Consider the following 6,022-nt stretch of genomic DNA (forward strand, 5'->3'; position numbering starts at 1 on the left):
GAAGATCACCTTGGCCGTCAAAAAAACAATAATTCCATCTCAAAATCAGGATTCCTATTTGGCTTCAGCCAAAAATACCTGCTTATCCCCCACAGTCCCGAGTACCATATAATGATTCAGGTATTTATACAAATGGATATCCAACTCGTCTCCCAACACACATTCCGCTAGGTAGTTGATCAAAAATGGAAGCGTTTGACACCCATTTTCCCTGAGGATATTTTCAACCCATTGCACATAGCTAGTGTTATTCACGTGATTGTTCAGGTCAAGATCAGAGTGCCTTACCTTTAACTTCTCAGATTTAAGTAATTCTCCTTTTAATCTGATTTTTTCAGGCTGCCAAGCTGGCTTCTCTTTAGGGTCAAAAAGCTCCGCAGGCAATGCATTTTCTGGGTCTAAAAATCCGTTTTGTTACCACATTCATCAAAACCCAGGAAACTCATCGCCTGGGCAAGGACTAGTCCATCAGGATTGGTGATCAAAAATTCACGAAAAGCAAAAAGTTTATCAACTCCCCTTCCAGCAGTATAAACCTTAATAGAATCCCCCCAAAGAGGGTAAATTTTCACATTTTATCTCTATTCTGGACAGAATCCAAGACAGATTCTGCTCCTGCAAATTCCTTCCAAAATCAGCTGAATCCGCATGCCGCCATGCTATTTCCTGAAACAAATTGGATAATGCAGTCAAGCTCAGCTTCCCATCTGGATCAACCTGATACGAACGGACTTCAAAATCTTTTTGAAACTGAAAGAGAGGGTTTAAACTCATTTAGTTTGACTTGGGGAGGGTTTTACAGGAATAAGGAAAACAGCTTTTCTGATACTTGAAAGTACGGTAATCCCCAATCCTGCCACAGCAATTAATGCAAAAGAAACTTTCAAATTAAATAATTCAGCGATAAAACCAATCATCGGTGGCCCTAGCAAAAATCCAAAAAATGAAATTGTGGACACCAAAGCCAATGCGACGCTAGGAGTATACAATTTAGATCTTCCAGCGATACTATAGGATAACGGAATAATGGATGCTACACCCAGCCCAACCAGTAAAAAGCCGGCAGTAGCCATAATGACTGTTGGGAAAATCACAGCTAAACTTAGACCTATGAATATTAAAACCCCACTTACTTGGATTACTTCAACCTTGGTATATCTAGCAGCGACCTTATCTGTAATAAACCTACCAGCCGCCATGGTGCCCATAAATGCGACGTAACCAAGTGCGATCAACGATGGATCAGATTGAATGACTTTTTTGAAGTAAACACCAGACCAATCGAACATACAACCCTCAGCCATCATTCCTAGAAAAGCAATCAAGCTGATTCTCATCAATAGCGCATCTGGTTTTTTTAGAACCAATCCTCCACCACCCTCGGAGACTTTTCTATCTTTAATGATATAGCGCTGGGCAGAAAGGATGATGGTAATAGAAATAACCATCACTACTCCATAATGCTGTGCGGGCGACAAGCCTAAAAATATCATCAAAGCTCCTAAACCCGCTCCTGAGAACCCTGCCAAGCTCCATAAACCATGAAAGGATGCCAGAATACTTTTACCCATCTCATCTTCTAACCCTAAAGCCTGAGTATTCAACGAGATATTCATCACATTCCCAAGCATGCCATACAAAATAAGGACTGGAATTAGCAACCAAGTGGTCGGCGCCAAACCTATCAAAGGCAAGGTAACAGCATACGCAAAAGCCCCAAACATAACCACAGCTCGACTTCCAAACTGATGAACGGCCCAACCAGCAATAGGTAATCCAATAACCGAACCCAGCGGTAAAAACAACAATAAGGTACCTAACTGTCCTTCTGAGAGATCAAACTTGGCTTGAATATCTGGAATCCTCGCTGCCCAAGAGGCAAAACAAAGACCTACGAAAAAGAAAAATGCCCCTAGGGCAACTCGTCTTTTGGAAAGTGTGTTCATCTAAATAGCTAGGTTTAAGAGGCTCACAAAAGTACAGAACATTCTACCAAAAACATGGTCAATTCAGAACATTGCCACTACAAACTAGTTATCAAAGCCGAACTCACCTAATCAGAAATCTCATGGAATTGGTCATAGCAGGAGCCGTAATCGTTACCGCCATTTTTATTGTGCGTTTTATTATCAAAAAAGTTTTTGACTAAAAAAACCACTTCCTTTCCAGAAAGTGGTCTTCAAATCGCTTTTTTTTGATTGTGCAGTTGCTAGTTAGGGAGCTTATGGGAAAATTTACCATATACCCAAGTGCCCGCAATGGCGGAAAGTAAAGTCACCAAAACCACTGTAAAACCAGATCCAATCTGTGCGAAAAGCGGACCTAGACAAGCTTCCAGTAATTGCCCAGCCTAATCCGAAAATAAATCCTCCGTAAATCTGCCCCTTGCGGAATTCTTTAGTTGGAATCTTGATTTCCTCTCCGGAAATAGATTTGATTTTCAGGCGCTTAATCAACTGAATGGAAATAATCCCGGTGACTATCGCCGAGCCTATCACTCCATACATGTGAAACGAATCCAATCGAAACATTTCCTGTATTCTAAACCAAGAGATGATCTCGGCCTTCACAAACACGATTCCGAACATCACTCCTAGAATCAAATATTTCAACAGTGCTAAACCTCTTTCTCCAGTCTCTTGTGAATTTGGTGCATCACAAGCCACTTCCTTTATATTTTTCTCTGCTAGTAACATGTCTTTTTTGATTAAAATCCTGCCAATTTCATTAATGGTCCAATGAACACCTGAGTCATCAGAAAGCCTCCAGCCATAAAGAAAATGGTGGCTACCAGCGATGGCCATTGAAGTGAACTAATACCCATAATTGCATGGCCGGATGTACATCCACCTGCGTACCGGGTACCAAACCCTACTAAAAACCCTCCTAACACGAAGAATATCAATCCTTTTGCAGTAAATATATTTTCCCAAGTGAAAATATCAGAGGGCATTAAGCCAGAGAAATCAGTAATTCCTAGCGCAGTCAAATCTGCTTTTGTCTGAGTTGCAATTACAATTTCTTCGGGATTTGAAAAGAAAGTAGTGGCCACAAAGCCGCCTATCATGACGCCTAGGACAAAGACCAAATTCCATGTCTCTTTTTTCCAATTGTATTGAAAGAATGGAATCTTGGCAGGTACACAGATAGCACACACATGCCGTAGTGAGGAAGATATCCCAAAGCTTTTATTTCCCAAAATGAGAAGCGCAGGTACGGTAAGGCCAATCAGCGGTCCAGCCACATACCATGGCCAAGGCTGAGAAACCCAGTCTATAAATTGATTCATTAGAATATTAATTGGGTGATATAATTCCAAGCTGTTAGTCAGCTGGAAAATCCACCTAGTGATCTATGTCTCACAGATCACTAGGTCGATACTTTCGACTATTTAATCGTGACTCTTTCTATTTATCGGTTACAGCAAAGTAGTTGGACATACATATTCAGTCACATCAATCTGTTCAGAATCTTTGATAGCCTTAAATCCACCATCAACATCAATTAGGTTGTCATAGCCTCTTGCTCTTAAGATGGAATTGAAAACCATAGAACGATATCCTCCTGCACAATGCACGTAGTACGTTTTATCTTTATTGATTTTCAGCATACTATCATTGATATAATCAAGAGGAGCATTTTCCGCATTTACAACATGCTCTGAAAGGAACTCGCTATTCTTTCTCACATCTAAAATATTGATTTCAGCATTTTCTGTCTGTCTTTTCGCAAGTTCTTCAGCACTTATTGACTCTATTCGATCGATTTCATGACCTGATTTTTTCCAAGCTTCAATGCCACCATTCAAATATCCGATCGCATAATCATATCCCACACGAGCCAATCTTGTAATCACCTCTTCTTCTCTTCCTTCATCAGCAACTACCAATATTTCTTGTTTCAAATCTGGTATCATCGCTCCTACCCAAACGGCAAAGCTTCCGTCAATTCCAATATTTACTGAATTAGGAACAAATCCCTTGGCAAATACCTGAGGAGCTCTAGTATCTAGTATTAATGCTCCAGTCTCATTTGCAGCAGCTTCAAATTCTGAAGGGGTCAAAGGTCTCACACCTCTTTCTAAAACTGCATCAATGCTGTCATAACCCTCAATATTCATCATTACGTTTTGCGGGAAGTAAGCAGGAGGAGGTGTTAGCCCAGTTATCAATTCTTTGATAAAGTCCTCTTTGCTCATATCCTGAAGCGCATAATTGGTTTTCTTCTGGTTACCTAAGGTATCTGAGGTTTCCTTACTCATATTTTTACCACAAGCAGAGCCTGCCCCATGCGCTGGATAGACGATTAGGTCATCTGGAAGTGGCATTATTTTATTTCGAAGAGAATCATACATATGCCCTGCAAGAATTTCCTGAGTCAAATCTGCCACTACTTTCTGGGCTAAATCTGGTCTTCCCACATCACCAATAAATAAGGTATCGCCAGTGAAGATCGCTTCTGCTTTCCCTTCTTCATTGAATAGTAAGTAGCAAGAACTTTCCATTGTATGACCAGGAGTGTGAAGTACTTTTATCTTAGCTTTCCCGACTTTGAATTCTTGCCCATCTTCAGCGACAATCGCATCAAAGCCCATTTTCATAGTAGTAGGACCGTATACGATTGACGCTCCTGTTTTGGCAGAAAGATCCTGATGTCCAGAGACGAAATCTGCGTGAAAGTGAGTTTCAAACACATATTTGATCTTAGCATTTCTGCGATCTGCTTTCTCAATGTATGGCTGAACTTCTCTTAATGGGTCAATTACCGCTGCTTCTCCATCTGACTCAATGTAATATGCACCTTGAGCAAGGCATCCTGTATATATTTGTTCGATTTTCATATGATTATTTTTTTTTATTTCTAATGGATACCCAAAAGTAGGGATTTGATTAGTCGCCCTAAATGACTTTTGTCACAGATGGTCTAGGCTGTCTCTTGAATATTCGTTTTGATGGTATTTACCAATTGATGGGCTGGAACTACACCAGATTCTCTCCATAGGATTTTTCCTTTTTGGAAAAGTATCAAAGTCGGCACACCACGCACTTGAAATTTACTTGCTGCTAACTGATTCTTATCGACATCCACTTTCAAGATTTTCACCTTATCGCCGAGTTGTTTGGCTGTATCCTCCAAAATCGGCTGCATCATTTTACAGGGACCGCACCAAGTAGCAAAGAAATCTACCAATACGGCTTGGTCACCATCGATAAGTTCTTGGAATGTTTTGGCTTTCGTAGACATGATTTCTGATTTTTTTATCACAACAAAAGTAGGAGCAAAATCAGTTCAACACCGTAATTAATATCACATAGCGGTTGAGATCAGGATGCCTCAAGTTTTAAAATACCTAAAATCGCCCTATTTGGCATTTATTTTTTTTATTTTCGCCAGTCAAATTCCACTTATTAAATGCTCAATTACAAGCAAATCAATAATCTGACCGGTTGGGTCGTTTTTGCGGTAGCTACTTTGGTTTACGTTCTTACTGTCGAACAAACAGCTAGCTTCTGGGGATCACTGGAGAATTCATAGCCGTAGCATACAAGTTACAAGTACCTCACCCTCCAGGAGCTCCATTCTTCCTTTTGGTATACCGAATGTTCAGTTTCTTTGCATTCGGAGATCCTTTGCAAGTGGCTTATTGGATGAATATCGGTAGTGCGCTATTCTCAGGTTTCTCTATTTTATTCCTTTTTTGGTCGATCACTTTATTTGGAAAGAAGCTTTTCAAAGTTATAGAAGGGCAAGAAAGCAAAGGCGAAACAATCACCTTGATGGGTGCTGGGATCGTCGGCGCATTGGTTTACACCTTCTCAGATAGTTTCTGGTATTCGGCTGTAGAGTCAGAAGTTTACGCGATGTCTTCCTTCTTTACAGCGATCGTGATTTGGGCATTCTTGAAGTGGGATGTGATCAAAGACCCACGCGAAGAAAACAAATGGATGATTTTCATCGCCTATTTGGTCGGACTTTCTATTGGTGTTCACTTGCTGAACTTGGTGACTCTACCAGCTTTGGC

General features: G+C 40.6%; 7 protein-coding genes and 2 pseudogenes. 1 reads left to right on the forward strand and 8 read right to left on the reverse strand.

What is annotated here, in order from left to right; translation table 11 throughout:
- Positions 1-54: 54 nt before the first annotated feature.
- The 8 genes and pseudogenes from AC0L6R_RS24770 to trxA all read right to left on the reverse strand — a co-directional run bounded on the left by AC0L6R_RS24770 (position 55) and on the right by trxA (position 5,244).
- Positions 55-384, reverse strand: a complete 330-nt coding sequence (locus tag AC0L6R_RS24770) for a hypothetical protein (RefSeq protein WP_473273549.1) — start codon at positions 382-384, stop codon at positions 55-57.
- 14 nt (positions 385-398) lie between these two features.
- On the reverse strand, positions 399-572 hold the full coding sequence (locus tag AC0L6R_RS24775) for a hypothetical protein (RefSeq protein WP_473273558.1): 174 nt from the start codon (positions 570-572) through the stop codon (positions 399-401).
- Positions 538-774, reverse strand: a complete 237-nt coding sequence (locus AC0L6R_RS24780; RefSeq protein WP_473273550.1) for an acyl-ACP thioesterase domain-containing protein — start codon at positions 772-774, stop codon at positions 538-540. Before AC0L6R_RS24780 ends, AC0L6R_RS24775 begins: the two co-directional genes overlap by 35 nt.
- Positions 771-1,946 carry an MFS transporter gene (locus tag AC0L6R_RS24785; protein ID WP_473273551.1) on the reverse strand — a complete coding sequence of 392 codons (1,176 nt, stop codon included), beginning with the start codon at positions 1,944-1,946 and terminating at the stop codon, positions 771-773. The genes AC0L6R_RS24780 and AC0L6R_RS24785 overlap by 4 nt, the downstream gene beginning before the upstream one ends.
- Before the next feature lie 263 nt (positions 1,947-2,209).
- Positions 2,210-2,696 (reverse strand): annotated as a pseudogene (locus AC0L6R_RS24790) (DUF6691 family protein).
- A gap of 11 nt (positions 2,697-2,707) precedes the next feature.
- Positions 2,708-3,289 carry a YeeE/YedE family protein gene (locus AC0L6R_RS24795; protein ID WP_283414947.1) on the reverse strand — a complete coding sequence of 194 codons (582 nt, stop codon included), beginning with the start codon at positions 3,287-3,289 and terminating at the stop codon, positions 2,708-2,710.
- Positions 3,290-3,418: 129 nt separating this feature from the next.
- The gene (locus AC0L6R_RS24800; protein WP_473273553.1) at positions 3,419-4,840 is read right to left on the reverse strand and encodes an MBL fold metallo-hydrolase; all 1,422 of its coding nucleotides are present in this window, start codon (positions 4,838-4,840) and stop codon (positions 3,419-3,421) included.
- Positions 4,841-4,923: 83 nt separating this feature from the next.
- Complete coding sequence (gene trxA, locus AC0L6R_RS24805) at positions 4,924-5,244, reverse strand: thioredoxin (protein WP_473273556.1); 321 nt, start codon at positions 5,242-5,244, stop codon at positions 4,924-4,926.
- Positions 5,245-5,412: 168 nt separating this feature from the next.
- Here trxA and AC0L6R_RS24810 point away from each other — a divergent pair.
- Positions 5,413-6,022 (forward strand): annotated as a pseudogene (locus AC0L6R_RS24810) (glycosyltransferase family 117 protein); the annotation flags it as partial.

This window comes from Algoriphagus sp. 10J20-15 (assembly GCF_055809615.1).

Bases quoted from the DNA above. Each gene is read 5' to 3' on its own strand.
- AC0L6R_RS24780 (WP_473273550.1), bottom strand. From the start codon at position 774: ATGAGTTTAAACCCTCTCTTTCAGTTTCAAAAAGATTTTGAAGTCCGT.
- AC0L6R_RS24795 (WP_283414947.1), bottom strand. From the start codon at position 3,289: ATGAATCAATTTATAGACTGGGTTTCTCAGCCTTGGCCATGGTATGTG.
- trxA (WP_473273556.1), bottom strand. From the start codon at position 5,244: ATGTCTACGAAAGCCAAAACATTCCAAGAACTTATCGATGGTGACCAA.
- AC0L6R_RS24800 (WP_473273553.1), bottom strand. From the start codon at position 4,840: ATGAAAATCGAACAAATATATACAGGATGCCTTGCTCAAGGTGCATAT.
- AC0L6R_RS24785 (WP_473273551.1), bottom strand. From the start codon at position 1,946: ATGAACACACTTTCCAAAAGACGAGTTGCCCTAGGGGCATTTTTCTTT.